Here is a 16,157-nt window from a genome sequence, read left to right on the forward strand (position 1 = left end):
GAGAACATCAGTGGGAACGCTTTGGTTTGGTGGAAAGATCTATACGCTTGAACATGAAAATGAAACAGTAGAAGCAGTTTATACAGAAAATGGCCGAATAAAAAAGGTCGGGTCTAAATCAGAACTTACCTCGATGTTCGGAAAAGAAATGACGGCAAAGTATGATTTGAAAGGAAATGTGATGATTCCTGGATTTGTCGATAGTCATCTTCATATGATTGGGCACGGGGAAAAGCTCCTTCGCCTTAATTTATCGGAAGCTGCTTCTGCAGGAGAAATGAAACGTCTCCTTGAAAAAAAAGTAGATGAAATTGCCCCATTTGAGTGGGTGATTGGAGAAGGTTGGAATGAAAACAACTTTCAGGATCGAAAAATCTTTCATCGTGACGAGTTGGATGAGATTTCGCCAAATCATCCGATGATGTTAACAAGAGTATGTCGACATGCGATTCTTGCTAACTCTATTGCGCTCGATCTTGCGGGAATTACGGATGATACGCCTGATCCTGAAGGTGGCGTAATTATGCGTGATAGTAACGGCAGAGCAACTGGATATTTGCTTGACCGTGCACAGGAATTAGTTAAGAATGCGATGCCTGAGGCAAGCATCGAGTTTCTCGAAAAAGCACTCTCGTGTTCAGTAGATGATCTTGTTGCACAAGGAGTGACAGGTGGTCATAGTGAAGATTTAAACTATTACGGTGGATTTACGCGTACGTACGAAACCTTTTTGAATGTGATCAATGGTCAGCGCAAATTCAGAGCGAATCTACTCGTTCATCACGAAGTTATCGAAGACATGCGAAAACAGGGGCTGGGCTTTGGCGATGGAACAAACTATGTTGAACTTGGTGCAATGAAGATCTTTGCTGATGGGGCACTGGGAGGACGTACGGCATTGTTAAGTCATCCATACAATGATTCCCCTGATACGTCAGGAGTTGCCATTCACAGCATTGAAGGGCTGACTGAACTTGTAAAGAAAGCGAGGTCGCATGATATGCCTGTGGCCATTCATGTCATTGGTGACCTGGCTCTTGAATATGCGATTGAAGCCATTGAACAGTACCCTGCTCCATACGGTTTGAGAGATCGTCTGATCCATACTCAAGTAATGCGTGAAGATTTGTTAAAGCGATTAAAAGAGCTTTCAGTTATTCTCGATATCCAGCCAAGATTTGTCGCATCAGACTTTCCTTGGGTTATAGAACGTCTTGGAGAAGGTAGAATGGGAATGTCCTTTGCATGGAAAACCCTTCTTGAAAGTGGGGTTCCCATTGCTGGTGGATCGGATGCTCCAATTGAACCTGTCAATCCATTACTAGGTATTCATGCAGCTGTTACACGAAAACGTCCTGAAGAGTCTCATGGTGGGTATTATCCTGAACAAAAGTTGTCAGTGTTTGAGAGCGTTTCTCTTTTTACAAAAGGCAGTGCGTTTGCTATTGGAAGAGAGCATGAGAGAGGTATGATTAAAGAGAACTTTGTTGCGGATTTTACAGTTTTAGATCGTGATATTTTTCACTGTGAGCCAGACCTTATACTTGAAACAAAACCGGTTATGACGGTTGTGGATGAAACGGTTGTGTATGAAAAAATCTAATTTGTCTTAATCAACTTTAAATCAATAAAAAAGCGCCGCATAGTATGCGGCGCTTTTCCTTAAAGAAAACTTCTTTGCACTTTATGCCAAAAAGAATTGTTCTTAAGCTTAACAGTTTTGATGCGTTTTTCTGGGATATGGATTTGAATTTCTTTAGCATGTTGTATGCTCATCGCTTCATTATCGATACCGATAACTGGATAGTCATTGCCATCTTGAATGACTTGAAGCGTAAGCGTTCTCTCATCACTTAATAAAAATGGAGAGCCAAGCGTACGGTAATGATTATTGTTAAGTGAGGCAAGTTCGCTTACTTGCATACAAGCAAGTTTAGGGTCTACCACAGCACCATTAACGGATTTATTATATGCCGTACTTCCTGTTGGGGTGGAAACAATGAGGCCATCTCCCCGAAACGTTTCAAAGTGAAAATCTTCTACGTATACTTCCATAGCAAGTGTTTTAATAATTGATGAGCGAATGGTGCATTCATTCAAGCAATAGAAAGAGGATTCGTTGTTTACCATTACTTCTATTGTCGGATAACGACGTACTTCAATACCTTCTGATAAAATGTCGTCCACCATATTTTGGATGTTGTCGATGTGGAAATCACAATAAAACCCTAGCTCGCCCGTAGAAATACCGACATAGAGACAATCTTCACGAAAGCCTGTTTTTCTAACCGCTTGAAGAAAAGCTCCGTCTCCCCCGATACTAGCGATAATGCTCGCCTCTTCAGGAGTTTCTACAATATGAAAATCATTTTTTTCTGCAAGTGCCTTCAAAGGTTCTACTTTTTCCTGGATTTCTTTTGTCTGCTTGTAGAAAAAAAACAAATTACGTCGATTTGGCATTTGAATTCCTCCTTGTCCAACTGTTAGTCCTTTTTACTTTAACACTCTCTCTTTTTAGAAAAAAGAAAAAAATTTGAATTTAATTCTCTTTAGAAGGCTTTATAACGATTTTAAAATGGTGTGAGAAGAACAGTACTTATTCTATCCAATAGAATTGTACTAAATTTGTTTCCGTACGTTTAGGAAGTGCGCTTCCTTATTTTGTATGGTATTCTCAAAAATATGAAACCAATAACTTGGTCTCATCGTACATAAGATAGCATCAGGATATAGAGGAGGCTTACTATGAATGGAAAACGATGGATTGCATTAGGTATTACAGTAGTTCTCATCATCGTATCACTTGGTTTTAATTTTGTTTCAAGTCTGGCATTTGGCGGGTGGCAAGAAGAAATGAATACGACAGACCAATTTGCTGAGACGGTAATTGAAGAAGGGAGCAGCTCGAATAAAATCGCCGTTCTTAATGTGGAAGGTGTTATTCAAGATACAGGAACGAATACTAGCTTCCTACCGCAGGCAGGATACAATCACGATATATTTATGAAGCGGTTAGAACATGCTGCAGAAGATAAGAGCGTCAAAGGGATTATCTTAAGGCTGAATACGCCAGGCGGTGGTGTTGTAGAAAGTGAAGAGATTCACGATAAACTTTTGGAGATCAAAGAAAAAACGGATAAACCGATCTACGCTTCAATGGGAAGTATGACAGCTTCTGCAGGTTATTACATTTCTGCTCCGACAGATAAAATTGTAGCAAGTCCTTCTACAATTACAGGTTCAATTGGGGTAATCATGCAATCAATGAATTATGCAGAATTAGCTGAAAAAGTTGGTGTGAAATGGGAGACGATTAAGAGCGGTCCTCATAAAGATATCATGTCACCGAGCCGAGAAATGACCGAAGAAGAGCGAGAGATTTTACAATCAATGATTGATAACTCATATGATCAGTTTGTTCGGGTCGTGAGTGAAGGTAGGGGAATAGACGAAAGTAAAGTCCGTGAACTTGCTGACGGTAGAATATACGATGGAAGACAAGCGAAAGAAGTGAAGCTTGTAGATGATCTTGGTAATTTAGAAGATACAATTGAAGGAATGAAGAAAGATCTTGGGGATAACAAACTACAAGTTGTTCAATATAAGCAAAACCTTGGTTTTAATTCATTATTTGAAATGACAGCTGCAAAACTCATGGGGCCCGACAAAGATCTTTTAGGCATTCAGCAGCTTCTATCCACGCCGCAATCCCCTGAGTTAATGTATTTATATTCTGAATAAGGAGGCAGGCAGAATGGACGAAACTATGAGTATGACTGCCCCTCCCGCATCGGTAGACATAGAAGCGAGGCACGTACGTTATGCGGGCTTCTGGATGCGTTTTTGGGCATATTTAGTTGACGTTATTGTGGTAGCAAGTTTGAATGGCATTCTGATCACACCTCTAATAAGAGGATTTGACTTACCAGCAACAGAACCGGCCATTTTACCTTTACAGGCCATTCTAACAGGAATTGTTTATTATATGTATTTTATTTTAATGACAAAATTTTTGTCTCAGACACTTGGGAAAATGCTTTTCGGATTAAAGGTAGCGTCCCTTAATAAGACGAAGTTAACCTGGGGAACGGTTATTTTTAGAGAAGGTATTGGTCGATTTATAAGCAAGACGATTTTATTTGTAGGTTTTCTTGTCGTGGCCTTCACCAAAAGGAAACAGGGCATTCATGATTTGTTTGCTGAGACGACTGTTGTGCATGAAAAATAAAATCTCCTATTGAATAAACCTGCCCATTTTGGGCAGGTTTATTTTATACTCTAATTTTTTTGGTCTATTACAAAAAATAAAAGGAGAGAGATGTTTAGTGATTATTGCGATCGCTGCTATTCTTTTACTCTTAATCATCGCATCCTTACCTCTTATTATTTTTTCGACTGTAAGAGTAACGGTGATTATGGAACATTCTTCAACGGTGGAGGAACTTCAGATAGCTGTGAGAGCGCTTTTTGGACTTGTCGTCTATGAAACGACTATTCCCTTAATCGAGTTATTTGAAGAGGGGGAAGAAAGTGTCAAAAAGAAGAAGAAAGAAAAAGGGCTTAAAGGGGAAACGAAGGAATTGGTTCAGGTATTAAAAAAAGCATTTCGTGCCAGGAAGTCGTTCTTATTTTTCTTGAAACGAGTACGTTTTAAAAATGTTCAATGGGAAACCAATTTCGGGGCGGGGAATGCTGCCAATACAGCTGTCTTTGCTGAAATTGTAATGAATGCGAAGGTAGCGATTTTTACGCTTCTATCACACTACTCAAACCTTCATACAATTCCTCAACTTATTGTCACGCCAATCTATGAAAACAAAACAATTCAAACTTATATGAAATGCATGATTACGTTCAAACTGGGGCATGCTATGATCGCGGTAATTAAATTGATGAAGTCTCAGAAAAAGTTACAGGAGGCTTAGCGGTTTAGGAAGTGAAGGAGGAAAACACATGTCTGAACATCCAATTGAAGGATTAATGCAAACGGCAATGGAAAATTTGAAAGATATGATTGATGTAAACACCATTATTGGTGATCCGGTCGAAACTCCAGATGGGAGTGTTATTTTGACGGTTTCAAAGGTTGGATTTGGATTTGCTGCTGGTGGTAGTGAATTCATGTTGAAACAACAGTCCAACCAGCAGGGCCAAAGTAAAGGGGAGCCATTTGGCGGCGGAAGTGGTGGAGGAGTTTCCATTACCCCCATTGCTTTTCTAATCGTCAGTGCAGGGGATATAAAAATGATTCATCTGGACAATACAACTCATCTTTACGAGAGACTACTTGACCTTGCACCACAGGCTATTGAAAAGGTACAAAGCATCCTTCAAAATATGAATCAGAACTCGAATGGAAATAAAAACCAAAAGAATCAACAAGGTCAACAAAGTCAACAGAACGGTTCAGGATCATCAAGACAAAGCTCTCCATCCAAACATCTCTTCCGGGGACAGCAAAGACATCAAGATGACAATAAGCAAGATCTCGATTTTTAAGCTACTTTATTATGAGGTAGCTTTTTTTTTGTTGCTGCTGATTTCTTGAAATCTACTGGTTACACCTATATGATGAAGTTAGTCGTACATACGACCAATTATAAAGGAGGTATGAACATGGCTAACATTACATTTAAAGAAACGCCAATGACGCTTTTAGGTGAAGAAGTAAAAGTTGGTGACAAGGCTCCTGATTTTACTGTGCTTGCAAATGATCTATCTGAAAAGACGCTTGAAGATTATCCAGGTACTCGTCTTATTAGTGTTGTACCATCTCTTGATACAGGTGTTTGTGATGCTCAAACACGTAAATTCAATGAAGAAGCCGCAAAACTTAACAACGTAAAAGTATTAACCATTAGTGCCGATCTTCCATTTGCTCAAAAACGCTGGTGTGGTGCGGCTGGTATTGAGGATGCGATTACCTTATCTGATCATCGAGACCTTTCATTTGGTAAGGCATTTGGCGTAGCTATGAAGGAACTGCGTTTGCTAGCAAGAGCTGTGTTTGTTGTGAATCGTAACGGTGAGGTTGTGCACACGGAGTACGTGAGTGAAGCTACGAATCATCCTGATTATGATGCTGCTCTAAATGCTGCAAAACAAGCGGAATAATACATCTCCTACGAATAAAGGACTTCGATGACTTCATCGAGGTCCTTTTTTGCACGCTAGGTGATTACGTTTTAGCTAGTTTCATGCAGAGAAGACGTGGGTTTCACATCTATCATTGTTGCGAAAGAAGTCAAGACTGTTTACAATAGAGACGGCGAACTGATAGGAGGCCAATTAATGTCTGAGTTAACTGTAGAAAATTTATATAACGTGTTAGATGAATCAACACTTGTTATTCAAAATAAGTTAGAGATGTCTTATCTTGAAGCACTAGTCGAGACGGGTTTAAATATATTTGAAAATAAAGTCCTTCAAGAAGAACTAGATGCTGATACGGTTGTACGTCTTAAAAATCTGTATGACGCTTGCAGTCTTGATGGAGCGGAACAAGAAACAGTGCGGAAAGGGATTCAACTGGCCCTGCTTAAAGGAATGAAAAAAGGTATTCAACCTCACCATGCAATGACACCAGATAGCGTGGCGCATTTAATTGGGTATCTTGTTAAAAAATATAAAGAGGTTCTAAATCTTGATAACATGAAGATTCTTGATCCTGCTGTTGGTACAGGGAATTTGCTCACGTCAGTCCTCAATCAATTGGATGGAGAGAACGTAGAAGCGTATGGTGTTGAACCCGACGATCTACTCTTGCACCTTGGATTTGTTAATGCTAACTTGCAAAAGCATCAGGTTGAATTTCTTCATCAGGATAGTGTGAAGCCACTCTACATTCCTCAGGTAAATACGGTGGTGACAGATTTACCTGTCGGATATTATCCACACGAAGAGGCAGCTGCGAAATATGAGTTAAAAGCGGAAGAGGGAATGTCTTATGTTCATCATCTCTTGATCGAACAAAGTCTAAACATGACGGAAGACTCCGGTATGCTTTTCTTCATGATTCCAAACTTTCTCTTTGGAGATGATGGCGCAAAGCAAGTAAGGAATTTGCTCAACGATCGGTCTGTTATTCATGGCATTATTCAGTTGCCAACTAGCTTGTTTGCCAATGAATCACAGGCAAAAAGTATCCTGGTTACTCAGAAAAAAGGGGAACGCACGTTAAAACCCAAGCAAGTGATGATGGCGAAACTTCCGTCGTTCTCAAACCGTGAAGCAATGCTGAACATGATGCAACAAATCAATGGCTGGTTTTCACAGCTTTCTTAACAGAAGTGAAACGTTTACAAATCTGAATTGGCGGAATACTTATATGTAAGCGGTTTTCACCTTGAATAAAGTAATGGTCGGTGTTTAAATAATAAGAGTGCTAAAGATAGAAGGGTCTTACCCTTCTATTTTCGTGTCGAATTCCAATTTTATTGAATTAAAGGAGCTGTCACATATGGCGAAAATAATCGCAATCAACGCCGGTAGTTCTTCGTTGAAGTTTCAACTATTAGATATGCCGGAAGAAACTGTTATCACTAAAGGACTCGTGGAGAGAATCGGCCTTGATGACGCCATTTTTACAATAGAAGTGAACGGTGAAAAGAAAGAAGAAATTACGAACATTCCTGATCATGCAGTAGCAGTGAAAATGCTTTTGGACAAGCTGATTAGCTTCTCAATTATATCTTCTTATGATGAAATTGAGGGTGTAGGTCATCGCGTTGTTCATGGCGGGGAGAAATTTAATGACTCAGCAATGATTACAGAGGAAGTGCTTGCTGGAATTGAAGAAGTATCAGAGCTTGCACCATTGCATAACCCGGCAAACCTTGTAGGTATTCGTGCGTTCCGTGAGATTTTGCCAGAAGTTCCATCTGTAGCTGTATTTGATACAGCATTCCACCAGTCAATGCCAGAGCAATCGTATTTGTACAGTTTGCCATACGAGTATTATGAAGACTACGGCGTTCGTAAGTACGGTTTCCATGGTACTTCTCACCAGTATGTTTCAGAGCGCGCTGCAGAAATGCTTGGTCGTCCGCTTGATCAATTACGTATTCTTTCTTGTCACCTTGGTAACGGGGCAAGTATTGCGGCAATCGAAGGTGGAAAGTCAATCGATACGTCCATGGGCTTTACACCACTAGCTGGTGTAACGATGGGAACTCGTTCTGGTAATATCGATCCGGCGTTAATTCCATTTATTATGGAAAAAACCGGCCAAACAGCAGAAGAAGTTATGAACACGTTGAATAAGAAAAGTGGTCTTCTTGGCGTATCTGGTTTCTCAAGTGATCTTCGCGACATCACAAGTAAAGCCGAAGCTGGAAACGAACGTGCTGAACTTGCCCTTGAAGTATTTACTTCTCGTATTCATAAATACATTGGGTCTTACGCTGCGCGTATGTCAGGACTAGACGCCATTATTTTCACAGCAGGTATCGGTGAAAATAGTGACGCGGTTCGTGCACGTGTGTTACGTGGCCTTGAATTTATGGGCGTTTACTGGGATCCAGCTCTAAACAAGGTGAAAGGGAAAGAAGCTTTCATTAACTATCCTCACTCACCTGTAAAAGTTATGATTATCCCAACAAATGAAGAAGTTGTGATTGCGCGAGATACTGTTCGACTTTCTAAATAAATCAAAGCACCCGAAAAGGGTGCTTTTTTTTGTCCTTCTTTCACCTTTGTTGGAAGTTTTTGAATGGAAAAGATACAATATAGGAAAGGGGTTGAAGGGAGCGGTTTCAATTGGTGTGGACAGAAAGAGAACAAAAAAGAATGACGGTCATTCATTTATGGGAAGAAGAGCATTTTTCGCATGAAGCAACTGACATAGAGCGAACATTTCACAAGTTGTATAACCACCAGCTCAATCAGCTGGATTCTAAAGCTAAAACTCGTTTGTATGCCGTAATGGACTCGGCGCTTTTTCATATGCATTCGCTTATACAAAATTCACAATCCCAGGTCGATGCCAGTCATCGACTCTTAACCGATGCACGCTTGTTTCATCCAGAGATCGAACAAATCCAGGATATGAAGAACTTGTCTGTCGATCAGCTTGTCTATATTGCTGATCAACAAATTGCGCGACAGCGAATGGTTTCATTTGCGCAAGGGGGACTTGCAGGTACGGGAAGTTTTTTATTATTAGGTCTTGATTTACCAGCGGTGCTTGCCATTAACCTAAGAACGGTACAGCTTATTGCGATGACTTATGGTTACCCTGTCAATTACCCTTCTGAAATGATGATAGCCCTTAAAGTTTTCCACATGGCTACTCTGCCTAAAGGTTTACAAGAGCGAGCCTGGCGAGAATTAGAGCAAGAGGTAAAGCAAGAGCAGGCCCATCCATATTTTTATGAAGGTCCTGAAGGAATTGCTGATGCCAACTGGTTACAGGGTCCGATGAAGCAAATGATAAAAGGTACCGTACTAATGATGCTACGGAAAAAAATGATTCAAGGAATTCCGATTCTTGGCATAGCGATTGGAGCAGCTGTGAACTATCGATTTACCCGGTCAGTCAGTGAAATTGCTCATAAGTTCTATGAGAAACGTTTTCTAAATGAACTTAGAGAGGAGTATAGAAATGAGCTTTAGTGAACATAAATCCAGTGCGCCGGCAGTTATTTATTGTTTGATTATCACTGTCAGTGACACAAGAACAATCGAAACAGATAAAAGTGGAAAAATCATTGCCTCTCTACTAGAAGAAAAAGGTCATAAGGTAATCGAGCGAACCATTGTAAAAGATGATCAAGAGGAAATTTGGTCGGCCATTCAGCGAGGGATTGCTGCTAGTAATGTGGATGCTGTTTTATTAAATGGAGGAACGGGCATTTCTAAAAGAGATGTCACCTATGAAGTTGTTGAAGGAGTGCTTGAGAAGGAGCTAGCTGGGTTTGGTGAGCTGTTTCGTATGATCAGCTATACAGATGATATTGGCACGCCAGCTATGCTGAGCAGAGCCATTGGAGGGGTTGCGAAGGAAACGGCCATCTTTGCTATGCCAGGTTCTTCAGGTGCTGTGAAATTAGCGATGTCTAAGTTATTAATCCCAGAGCTTCCTCACATTGTGCGAGAGCTTCGGAAATAACTGCTTATTCCTTCTAATTGCACTAAGGCTCGATACATAAGTTATCTTTTGTTATGAATCCTCGCTTGTTTTGAATTAATCCTCAATCCATAAGTAAACCGTCCTGTTGTTGGAAAGAATACGAAAGCAAGACTGAAACGACAGGAGGCTACGTGATGACTGATAAGAAGAAGGAATTGATTTATGATGAAAGTGGTGAAATGGCTGTTCACCAACAGCTAAGTGAATCGTATCAGAGTGGTGTGATCGATGAGGAAGAACAAAAAGAAGCAAAAAAGCTTCCTCGTAAAGCTGATCGGAAAAGTTATTATTAATAAGGAAAAAAGTTCATGCCGTGAGCATGAACTTTTTTCATGGTACCATTCAGTGACCGTTTTTTTTCTTGAAACGGTGGAACGAAAGGTACAATATACCTGTTAATAGAAAAGATAAAAATCCTGGTGAATAATCAGTAGGAAGCAAAAGATAGAATAAAACACCCAATAAAATGGCGAGGAATCCTGAGCGGTTTAATGTTCTTTCTGATAAAGTCTCGAGCATGGCAGATGTGAAGCTTCCTTTTTTTATCACCATAAAATCAGTCACAATTACGGCAGATAAAGGAATAACAAAAGCACCAAGCAAAGAAATAAACGATTCCGCTTCATCCACAAAGGCTGGAAATGCACTTAACGCTACAGCAGCGAAACCTAGTAAAAGGGCACTCTTCACTCGTCCGAGAGATGGAAACGTGTTTAGAAGGCTATATCCTCCTGTGTACGCATTGCTGATGTTGATCATGATCATTGAACAGAGTGCGGATGCAAAGATCAGGATTAACAGAAGAGTAGATTGCGTCTGTTGACTTGTGATTAAAAAAGGATTCCATGTTCCTGCTACTGTAGCGGTATAGGCACCGAGAAGTGCGGTTAATGTAAACCCAAAGGTATTTCCAGAGAATATGCCCCAGAATGCCTGCTGAGGAGATTTAGCGTATCTTGCCATGTCGGAAGAGCTGCTAACTCCAGATACATACTGAACAAATGCAAGGCTAGCGAAGAAAAAGAATGATCTGTTTGGTTCTCCATTAAATGAAATAACGGATGAGTAGTTGCTGCCGTTTACAGAAGTAGTGAAATAAACAAAGAACATCGCAACGCCTCCAGCAAATAAAAGAGGAAGAAAATACTTGGTCACTTTTTTAACCGCATCGAAACCGACTAACGCAAGTAACGCCATTATAGTAGCAAGTAACAGTGACGTAGGCAGAAACAGAAGCTTTATTGAAAAAGCGCGTTTCATTAACTCAACGACCATATAAGTACCGCCAATGGTTTGGACGGAAAACCAGTATAATGACGTAATGGTTCTAACTGGTGAAGCAAAGTATTGGGCTCCCTTTACACCAACAAATGCTCGCACTGCGTATTGAGACGGGATTCCGCGTCTTGCTCCTGGAAAGGATAGGAATGAGACGAATAGAAAGGCGACAGTTGCTCCGAATACGGTCGCAAGCACAGCCCAAATAAAGCTAAGACCTCCTTCGAGAACGGCAAGAGCAGGCACAAGAAAATTCCCAGCATTCACGGATACAGCCATTTGAATCATGGTATATTCGTACCAGCGAGTCGTACGCGACGTTTCGGGAACGGATTCAAGTCCATATCGTTCAATTTGAATAGAATTAGATGATTTCGGTAAACTGCTCATAGACTCTCCTTTTACAACAAATATAATTTTATTTTAGTTGTGATTTTAAGCGGAAGCAATTCTAATGATGCGTTTAGGAATAATATTCATCACTTTCAGTCAGCATAAGGAGGAGGTGATGAATAATGAGGAAACTTACCATCATAACTTTTACTGTTTACTTATGTCTGTTTACAATTCGAGCAGAAGCTTCTACACTCCAGAACAGTTTTTCATTTAAATGTATGGTTGTTTCTAATGGAATTGAACATGAATGGGAGTTCTCTAGTCCGAATGAATTTGAAGTTGAGAACGGAAATGTTGTTGAAAAGGGAGAGCGTGCAAAAAAGGAAGTCGAAGCTTTGTTTCAACATCTAGAAGTAACCGAAATTGCAAGAGTAGAAGAACTTGTGAAAAAAATGGACAGCTTTGGTTATCAAAACGCGGAAAGATTTGAATTAAAGTGGATGGATGCGAGCGGAAGGTTATACACCTGGGTATGGGATGAAAACGATCAGTAGACTTTGAATAGCGGTTTCGATAAGATGAGGAAAGACGTGAAAGGAGCCGCATTCAAGTGAAAAATAGTTTTGCTGTCATAGCTGGTGGAGCCATTGGAGCCTCTGTTAGAGGGGGGATTGGTACAGTGATGAATGGCAGTCCGATCGCTACTTTTATTGTCAATATCGTCGGCTCCATTCTTCTAGGTTTTTTCTATCAATTTGTAAGTACGAACCCTCGCCTTTCAGATTCAGTGAAAAAATTTATTGCGACTGGTTTGTTAGGATCATTTACAACCTTTTCCACATACTCTCTCGATTTGTTCGTTTACATAAGAGATGGACACTTTTGGGGATTAGCTTTGTATGGTGGCGGTAGTATTCTAGCTGGAATCTTAAGCGTCATCATAGGGGTTTCCTTAGCGAAAAAAGTGGGGTGGGACTAAGGATGGATTGGTTAATGATTGCTATTGGTGGCGGAGTTGGGGCATGGCTTCGTTATGTCACAGCACTAGGCGTAAACCGCTTTAATCAATTTCATTTCCCACTAGCAACTCTTTTAGTAAATCTATTAGGAAGTTTCTTAATGGGGATGGCGTTTGGAGCGGGAGATTGGGGGCCGGGGATCTCAACAGGTTTTCTCGGAGCGTTTACGACCTTTTCGACATTTATGTACGAAGCATTTGAGCTAGCTGCAACTAAGTTTTGGCTATCGGTTGTTTACATTGTTGTTAGCTTAATTAGCGGGTTGTTAATGGTCACTGTGGGGTATATGATAATAGTGTGAAGATTACGAAAATATACTTATGTTATTACGTTTAGAGAATCGTCTTTTGAATGATTTTGGTAACTTTAAGAATGGTTGGGTGATTTTATACGGGCCAAAGAGAGACGAAGGAGGAGTATGCATGCATATTGGCATTCCTGTAGAAGTGAAAAACAATGAGAACCGAGTAGCAATGACACCTGCTGGAGTATTAAGTTTAACGAGCTTCGGCCATGAAGTATATATCGAAAAAGGGGCGGGAGTGGGTTCTGGTTTTGGAGATGAGCAGTATCTCGAAGCTGGCGCTCATCTTGTTGAAACGGCCGCAGAAGCGTGGTCGAAGGAAATGGTTATGAAAGTAAAAGAGCCGCTTCCTCAGGAATATGGCTATTTTCGTGAGGGGCTAATTTTATTTACATATTTACACCTAGCTGCGGAGTCTGAGCTAACACGGGCGCTTGTGGAAAAAAAAGTGATTGGCATTGCGTATGAAACGGTTCAGCTGCCAAATGGCTCGTTACCTCTTTTAACTCCTATGAGTGAAGTGGCCGGCCGTATGGCTGCGCAGATTGGTGCTCAATTTCTTGAGAAACCCAAAGGTGGACTTGGAATTCTATTAGGTGGCGTTCCAGGCGTAAAGAGAGGAAAAGTTACTGTCATTGGCGGCGGAGTTGTAGGAACGAATGCAGCTAAAATTGCAATGGGACTTGGAGCAGACGTAACGATTATGGATTTAAGTCCAGAAAGAATGCGACAGCTTGATGATATTTTTGGAACTGAAATAAATACGATGATGTCCAATCCACTAAATATAATAGAAGCGGTGAAAGAATCAGATCTTGTTATCGGTGCTGTTCTTATTCCAGGAGCAAAAGCGCCAAAACTGGTAACGGAAGAGATGATTAAAGAAATGAAGCCGGGTTCCGTCATCGTTGATGTTGCGATTGATCAGGGAGGTATATTCGAAACAACGGATCGTATCACTACTCATGATAATCCAACCTATACGAAACACGGTGTTGTGCATTACGCTGTAGCCAATATGCCTGGCGCTGTGCCACGTACATCCACGATTGCCTTAACGAATGTGACTGTTCCTTATGCGGTTCAGCTTGCGAATAAAGGATACAAGAAAGCCTGTCTTGAAAATGAACCTTTGTTAAAGGGGATTAACACGATGCATGGTTTTGTAACGTATGAAGCAGTAGCTGAAGCGCAACAGCTTGATTATAAAAGTGCTCGTTCACTCCTTGAAAAGTAAAAGAGGTATAAAGCAGCTAGTAGCTGCTTTATTTTTTTACGCCTTGAATGACGGCTCGTTATTATAAGAAGTGTGAATGTAGAAAAGGATTTTCTTCATTCAATACGGAACATGTGTATGGGGAGGTGAAAACATGGCGTTTTGGAGAAAAAAGAATGAAAACAGTAAAGTAGATCATCCTACGATGATAGAAGCAAGCCTTCATGAAATACGGCAGGCAGTTGGTAAATTCGCAGAAAAGAAACGTGATGGTATTTCGTTAAAAGTTCTTGTAAAGGATAACAATGAACTCGATGCTTCTTTTCTTATATCTCACCTTGGAGGTATTCCGTCTAAACCATTTTATATGTCGAAAGAGACGTTTGAACTTTTTGAAGAACAACACCGTCATATTCCATTTTGGATTGATACAGTTCAGAGAGCTGTAGACTCATACATTCATTCTGAGAAAGAAGCTCCGGTCATAGAAGGAGATCCGTTTCGGAAAATCAGCTTCTTTAAACTGGAAAAGAAAGCACTCTTAACAGAACGACCCCCACTGGATTTCTATTATACTGAGCAAGAGGGAATGGTTTCTCATCGAAAACCAGAAAAATAACGGGAACTTTTTTAGCGATGATTCGTATAAACTATGAGGGTGGGAGGCGAGGAAATGAGTTTTTTATCAAAATTATTCGGAAAGAAGGAAGAAAACACGATTAAAGAAAGAACCGTTTTTTCAATTCAAGTTGGTGATATCGTCACTTATGATCTGGAGGACTATGAAGTTGTCGGATCACTGACGTATCAGAATAATGGCTATAAGTGGTACGCCTATCAGCTGAAATCGGGAGCATCCTCGGTATGGCTAAGTGCCGAAATGGATGACGAACTTGAGCTAGGCATTTATCGTAACGTGAAGGAAAAGCTGGCAACACCCATACCAGAAAAGCTAACCATAGACGATGTTACGTATTATAGAGAAGAACATGGTCGAGCAAAAGTGTCAGGGACTGGGCGTGGTAGTAATCTAAATGGGCAGGAAGTAGAATACCATGATTTTTCAAATGAAGATGAAACAAACTTTCTATCAATAGAAATTTGGGGTTCTGAAGTAGAAGTAAGCAAAGGATATGCTATTGAAGAGTATGAAATTAAAATTCTTGCTGGAAGTAAATGAGAGGATGATAGCAAATGTTTAATATGTTCAAACGAGTTAAAACGATCATGTCTTCTGAACTAAATGCTGCACTTGATAAGGCAGAAGATCCGGTAAAGATGCTAGAACAGTTTATGAGGGATATGGAAGCAGATATTCGAGATGCTGAAACAGCAGTAGCGAAACAAATATCGAATGAAAAAATGTTAAAAAAGAAATGGGACGATGCTAAAGCCATGGTTTCAAAACGCCAGGATCAGGCGATGAAAGCGCTAGAATCTGATAATGATGATTTAGCCAGAAGAGCGCTTCAAGATAAAAAAGATCATGAAGCAAAAGCGGAAACACTGAAGACATCTTATGAAAGAGCAAAGACTGATGCAGATTCTCTTCGTTCAAAGTTAGATGAGATGAAAGAAGAGTATCGTCAAATGCAGCTGAAGAAAGATAGTCTAAAGGCTCGTGCAGAGTCAGCCAAAACGAAGACGAAGATAAATCGTGCTATGTCTGATATTGGCGGGGATGAATCTAGACGTGGTTTTGACCGTATGGAGGAAAAAGTTCTTCAATACGAAGCTGAAGCGGAGACAAGTGAAGATATGCGCTCCAAAAGTCGCTCTCTTGATGATGAACTTGATGCACTTGACAAAAACGATGGTATCGATGATGAATTGGCAGAGCTTAAGAAAAAAATGGGGAAAGAATAAGCTTTCCCC

20 protein-coding genes are annotated in these 16,157 nt (G+C 40.4%); 18 read left to right on the forward strand and 2 right to left on the reverse strand.

Annotated features, from left to right (window positions below):
- Positions 1–10: 10 nt before the first annotated feature.
- A complete protein-coding gene (locus tag PQ578_RS05410) occupies positions 11–1,603 on the forward strand; it encodes an amidohydrolase (protein WP_273832543.1) in 1,593 nt (530 codons plus the stop codon).
- 59 nt (positions 1,604–1,662) lie between these two features.
- On the opposite strand, the gene PQ578_RS05415 is transcribed toward PQ578_RS05410, so the two are convergent.
- Entirely contained in the window at positions 1,663–2,460 is a 798-nt protein-coding gene (locus tag PQ578_RS05415) for an NAD kinase (protein WP_273832544.1), read from the reverse strand.
- Positions 2,461–2,745: 285 nt separating this feature from the next.
- On the opposite strand from PQ578_RS05415, the gene sppA reads away from it, so the two are divergent.
- The 10 genes from sppA (at position 2,746) to PQ578_RS05465 (ending at position 10,422) form a co-directional block, all read left to right on the forward strand.
- Entirely contained in the window at positions 2,746–3,741 is a 996-nt protein-coding gene (gene sppA / locus PQ578_RS05420) for a signal peptide peptidase SppA (protein ID WP_273832545.1), read from the forward strand.
- A gap of 13 nt (positions 3,742–3,754) precedes the next feature.
- Positions 3,755–4,228 carry an RDD family protein gene (locus PQ578_RS05425; protein ID WP_273832546.1) on the forward strand — a complete coding sequence of 158 codons (474 nt, stop codon included), beginning with the start codon at positions 3,755–3,757 and terminating at the stop codon, positions 4,226–4,228.
- Positions 4,229–4,325: 97 nt separating this feature from the next.
- Positions 4,326–4,925, forward strand: coding sequence for a DUF2953 domain-containing protein (locus PQ578_RS05430; RefSeq protein WP_273832547.1), 600 nt, complete (start codon positions 4,326–4,328; stop codon positions 4,923–4,925).
- A gap of 28 nt (positions 4,926–4,953) precedes the next feature.
- The gene (gene ytfJ / locus PQ578_RS05435) at positions 4,954–5,499 is read left to right on the forward strand and encodes a GerW family sporulation protein (RefSeq protein ID WP_273832549.1); all 546 of its coding nucleotides are present in this window, start codon (positions 4,954–4,956) and stop codon (positions 5,497–5,499) included.
- Positions 5,500–5,616: 117 nt separating this feature from the next.
- Positions 5,617–6,114, forward strand: a complete 498-nt coding sequence (gene tpx, locus PQ578_RS05440) for a thiol peroxidase (RefSeq protein ID WP_273832550.1) — start codon at positions 5,617–5,619, stop codon at positions 6,112–6,114.
- A gap of 177 nt (positions 6,115–6,291) precedes the next feature.
- Complete coding sequence (locus tag PQ578_RS05445; RefSeq protein ID WP_273832551.1) at positions 6,292–7,284, forward strand: class I SAM-dependent methyltransferase; 993 nt, start codon at positions 6,292–6,294, stop codon at positions 7,282–7,284.
- A 175-nt stretch (positions 7,285–7,459) separates the two neighbouring features.
- Complete coding sequence (locus tag PQ578_RS05450; protein WP_273832553.1) at positions 7,460–8,647, forward strand: acetate kinase; 1,188 nt, start codon at positions 7,460–7,462, stop codon at positions 8,645–8,647.
- Positions 8,648–8,760: 113 nt separating this feature from the next.
- On the forward strand, positions 8,761–9,612 hold the full coding sequence (locus PQ578_RS05455) for an EcsC family protein (RefSeq protein ID WP_273833277.1): 852 nt from the start codon (positions 8,761–8,763) through the stop codon (positions 9,610–9,612).
- A complete protein-coding gene (locus tag PQ578_RS05460; RefSeq protein WP_273832555.1) occupies positions 9,602–10,108 on the forward strand; it encodes a MogA/MoaB family molybdenum cofactor biosynthesis protein in 507 nt (168 codons plus the stop codon). The genes PQ578_RS05455 and PQ578_RS05460 overlap by 11 nt, the downstream gene beginning before the upstream one ends.
- 155 nt (positions 10,109–10,263) lie before the next feature.
- Complete coding sequence (locus PQ578_RS05465; RefSeq protein WP_179886258.1) at positions 10,264–10,422, forward strand: hypothetical protein; 159 nt, start codon at positions 10,264–10,266, stop codon at positions 10,420–10,422.
- Between the two features lie 49 nt (positions 10,423–10,471).
- Here the strand turns inward: PQ578_RS05465 and PQ578_RS05470 are convergent, their stop codons facing one another.
- On the reverse strand, positions 10,472–11,797 hold the full coding sequence (locus tag PQ578_RS05470) for a purine-cytosine permease family protein (protein ID WP_273832556.1): 1,326 nt from the start codon (positions 11,795–11,797) through the stop codon (positions 10,472–10,474).
- Between the two features lie 125 nt (positions 11,798–11,922).
- Here PQ578_RS05470 and PQ578_RS05475 point away from each other — a divergent pair, with 125 nt between their 5' ends.
- The 7 genes from PQ578_RS05475 to PQ578_RS05505 all read left to right on the forward strand — a co-directional run bounded on the left by PQ578_RS05475 (position 11,923) and on the right by PQ578_RS05505 (position 16,148).
- Positions 11,923–12,297: a hypothetical protein gene (locus PQ578_RS05475; RefSeq protein ID WP_273832557.1), complete on the forward strand. Its 375-nt coding sequence runs from the start codon at positions 11,923–11,925 to the stop codon at positions 12,295–12,297.
- A gap of 56 nt (positions 12,298–12,353) precedes the next feature.
- On the forward strand, positions 12,354–12,722 hold the full coding sequence (locus PQ578_RS05480; RefSeq protein ID WP_224883323.1) for a fluoride efflux transporter FluC: 369 nt from the start codon (positions 12,354–12,356) through the stop codon (positions 12,720–12,722).
- Positions 12,723–12,724: 2 nt separating this feature from the next.
- Positions 12,725–13,063: a fluoride efflux transporter FluC gene (locus tag PQ578_RS05485; RefSeq protein WP_273832558.1), complete on the forward strand. Its 339-nt coding sequence runs from the start codon at positions 12,725–12,727 to the stop codon at positions 13,061–13,063.
- A 121-nt stretch (positions 13,064–13,184) separates the two neighbouring features.
- A complete protein-coding gene (gene ald / locus PQ578_RS05490) occupies positions 13,185–14,303 on the forward strand; it encodes an alanine dehydrogenase (RefSeq protein ID WP_273832559.1) in 1,119 nt (372 codons plus the stop codon).
- Positions 14,304–14,436: 133 nt separating this feature from the next.
- Positions 14,437–14,901 carry a DUF3939 domain-containing protein gene (locus PQ578_RS05495; RefSeq protein WP_273832560.1) on the forward strand — a complete coding sequence of 155 codons (465 nt, stop codon included), beginning with the start codon at positions 14,437–14,439 and terminating at the stop codon, positions 14,899–14,901.
- Between the two features lie 54 nt (positions 14,902–14,955).
- The gene (locus PQ578_RS05500) at positions 14,956–15,462 is read left to right on the forward strand and encodes a DUF4178 domain-containing protein (RefSeq protein WP_273832561.1); all 507 of its coding nucleotides are present in this window, start codon (positions 14,956–14,958) and stop codon (positions 15,460–15,462) included.
- Between the two features lie 14 nt (positions 15,463–15,476).
- On the forward strand, positions 15,477–16,148 hold the full coding sequence (locus PQ578_RS05505) for a PspA/IM30 family protein (RefSeq protein WP_273832562.1): 672 nt from the start codon (positions 15,477–15,479) through the stop codon (positions 16,146–16,148).
- Positions 16,149–16,157: the final 9 nt, after the last annotated feature.

The organism is Guptibacillus sedimenti, from assembly GCF_028610665.1.
In the GTDB taxonomy this organism is placed as follows: domain Bacteria; phylum Bacillota; class Bacilli; order Bacillales; family Guptibacillaceae; genus Guptibacillus; species Guptibacillus sedimenti.